Genomic DNA, 2,991 nt, shown 5'->3' with positions numbered 1-2,991 from the left:
CAGGCAATAAGGCACCCGCAATCGCCAGAGGCGTTACGATATAACTCACCACAGGAATGGCAATTGCATTTGCCAATGGTGAAACTATCGAGACTTGATAAAACCAATATAGAGTTAATGGCAAAAGTGCGATAGTAACTACGGCCTGCACACGACAAGCTACTTTAAGAGCTTGAGACAATCTATATCGCCAATCAAGCTCCAGCTCTCTGCTAGTGGGTAGCCCTAATAAACCATCCGAATCCTGCATAGCGAACAAAATTGCCGCAACCGCCCCAAATGAAAGCCAGAATCCTGGCGTATAGGGCGCCATTGGATCAATCAGCAGAACAACAAAGAGAGCCCACCACCAGATATCAAATGATCGGGGGTTTCTGCCAGACCATAGGGCAAATGCAACTACGCCCACCATAAACATCGTTCGCTGTGCCGGAATCTGAAATCCAGCCAACCACGCATAGACAAATGCCGTCAGAAACCCAACTGCTGCAGCAAACTTCCCAACAGGGATCAATAAGGGCAGATTATTACGACGCCATAAAAAGGTTGCCAGCATCGCACCGAAGCCAGCCAGCATCGTTACATGAAGGCCCGATATGGATATGAGATGCCCAATACCAGTGGCATTAAATACACGCCAGTCTTCTTGGTCTATCGCATTTTGGTCGCCCATGACCAGTGCTGCAATCACCCCGCCGTAACGTGCATCCCTTGGAAGTAGGCGCTGAATTTTTTGTCTTAATTTCCAACGCTGATATTCCATGGCTAGAGCGAACTCAGATATGCCAATATCTTTTTCAAGAAGTAACTTGCCAGACCTAATTGATCCAATGGCACCAAAGTCTTGATGAAAGGACCAACGCTCAAAATCAAAGGTATAAGGATTGAGAGACCCATAAGGCCTTTTGATTTTGACTTTGAACTCCCAGCGCTGACCCGGAATAATTTGGGGGACATCTTGAGGATTACGCCATGCTGGCTGCCAACTCAAATACACCTGTGCAGGAAATGAATCAATTGACTCCTTGCCTAACCATGCCCGATCAACCTCAAAAGAAAACTTAGCGCCACCAGGAGAACTTTGTGGCAAGGCATTGACTCTACCTTCAAGAACAAAATCCCTGCCCTCATACTCGATTGATAGAACATGAGTCAGTCGACTTTGTGCGTAATGTGCATTCCAAGCAAATCCCAAAGCAAAATAGCATGTAGTGAGTAATGCGCTGCTTACATAGCAATATTGAATTAACAAGCGATTGATGTAGACGCTGGATAGAGAAATGAAGATGGTTGCTATGCATATCCAATACCAATACTCTGGCACAGCAGGCAACAATAGAAGAAGCGATCCCCCAGCGATGAACGCCGCAATATTGATGCGCAAGTTCTTAAGAGGCGGACTGTGGGTTTAGTTTGTTAGCCATTAATAATGACCAGCGGGGCAATACCTGCATCGCGTTTTGCCAAACTACTTTTGAAAATACGTCTTCGCCAATACCGCGAATGCTAGCTAGTTGCTGAGCAATTCTGGGGAGTAATGCAGGCTCATTAAATTGCCCACCCTCTTCCCTAAGCCATGCCGGGGGAATATCCGGCGCATCCGTTTCAGTGACGATACTTTCAAGCGGCAATTCTTTTAAAAGACGGCGAATCTGCAATGCCCTATCGTAGGTTGCCGCCCCACCAAATCCCAGTTTGAAACCCAATTCAATAAATTGCTCGGCTTGCTGATGACTACCATTAAAGGCGTGCGCTATACCGCTAGGCACTTTTCTTTTACGCAATGCTTTGAGGATGGCATCTTGTGAGCGGCGCACATGCAAAATGACTGGCAACTGGAATTGTTGAGCCAAATCGAGTTGCCTATGAAAGTAATACTCTTGGCGCTGCGGATCAAGTCCCTCAACAAAGTAATCAAGACCAATCTCGCCAATACCGACAAAACGAGGGTCATCTAATGAACGCTCAATTTGTTTCTTGAGAATATCAATATCACTCTCTTGCGCTTGCTTGATATACAGCGGATGAATGCCGAGCGTATAAACCAAACCTGGAATGTCATTACTGTATTGAGCCGCTAAGTCTCTAGCTTTTTCCCAGTCAGATGCTTGAACAGTAGGCAGTAAGACCGCTTTAACACCTTTACCTGCCGCTCTTGAAACAATCTCAGAAAGGGAGTTTGAGAACTCCGGCGCATCTAGATGGCAATGGGTATCAACCCATGCGAGATCTTTGCCAACTTCGCTCATTGCGCGAAAGTCTTTAATACTCCGCGCTCTAAATGCAAAATCCGGTCACAACGTTTAGCGCGAATAGGATCATGGGTCACAATCACGAAAGCAGTACCCTGCTCACGAGCAATATCTAACATCAAGTCAAATACGCCATCGGCAGTTTCAGTATCGAGATTACCCGTTGGCTCATCCGCTAAGACGCAAGCGGGATTACCCACTAAGGCACGAGCAACCGCAACTCGTTGACGCTCACCACCAGATAGCTCGCCTGGGGTATGTTGAACTCGCTTTGCTAAACCGACCGCATGCAACATCGTATTGGCACGTTCCATAGACTCTTCATTACTCAGCCCACGAATACGTAAAGGCAAGGCGACGTTTTCAACTGCGCTGAATTCATCTAAGAGATGATGGAACTGATAAATGAAACCCAAACTCTGATTACGCAATTGATCTAGTTTTCTCACTGGCAATTGATGGAGATTTTCTCCAGCCAAGATGACTGTCCCTGCGCTGGGCGTATCTAAACCACCCAATAAATGCAGCAAGGTACTTTTTCCTGAGCCAGAGGATCCTACGATAGCCACCTTCTCGGAAGCGTTTACCTGTAAATCAATTTCCTTAAGAACATCAACTGCTGTTGGTCCTTTGCCATAGGTCTTTGCAAGGTCGGATGCACTCAGAATCACACCGCTGTTTTTTTCATTCTTGAAATTACTCATAGCGCAATGCCTCCGCAGGCTGAACTTGGGCGGCA

Annotated in this window: 3 protein-coding genes; all 3 read right to left on the bottom strand. The window is 46.5% G+C overall.

The window, feature by feature from the left end; genetic code table 11:
- A partial coding sequence (locus B7X71_RS14440) for a ComEC/Rec2 family competence protein (protein WP_293601137.1) occupies positions 1 to 1,384 on the bottom strand: 1,384 nt, incomplete at its 3' end.
- A gap of 4 nt (positions 1,385 to 1,388) precedes the next feature.
- Positions 1,389 to 2,249: a TatD family hydrolase gene (locus tag B7X71_RS14435; RefSeq protein ID WP_293598513.1), complete on the bottom strand. Its 861-nt coding sequence runs from the start codon at positions 2,247 to 2,249 to the stop codon at positions 1,389 to 1,391.
- On the bottom strand, positions 2,246 to 2,956 hold the full coding sequence (locus tag B7X71_RS14430; protein ID WP_293598514.1) for an ATP-binding cassette domain-containing protein: 711 nt from the start codon (positions 2,954 to 2,956) through the stop codon (positions 2,246 to 2,248). Before B7X71_RS14430 ends, B7X71_RS14435 begins: the two co-directional genes overlap by 4 nt.
- Between the last annotated feature and the right edge of the window lie 35 nt (positions 2,957 to 2,991).

This window comes from Polynucleobacter sp. 39-46-10, assembly GCF_002282275.1.
Note: the sequence above shows the minus strand (reverse complement) of the source record. Positions and strands in the feature narration are given on the sequence as shown.

Excerpts from the sequence above, each read along its gene's own strand:
- B7X71_RS14435 (WP_293598513.1), bottom strand. The coding sequence starts at position 2,249 with ATGAGCGAAGTTGGCAAAGATCTCGCATGGGTTGATACCCATTGCCAT.
- B7X71_RS14430 (WP_293598514.1), bottom strand. The coding sequence starts at position 2,956 with ATGAGTAATTTCAAGAATGAAAAAAACAGCGGTGTGATTCTGAGTGCA.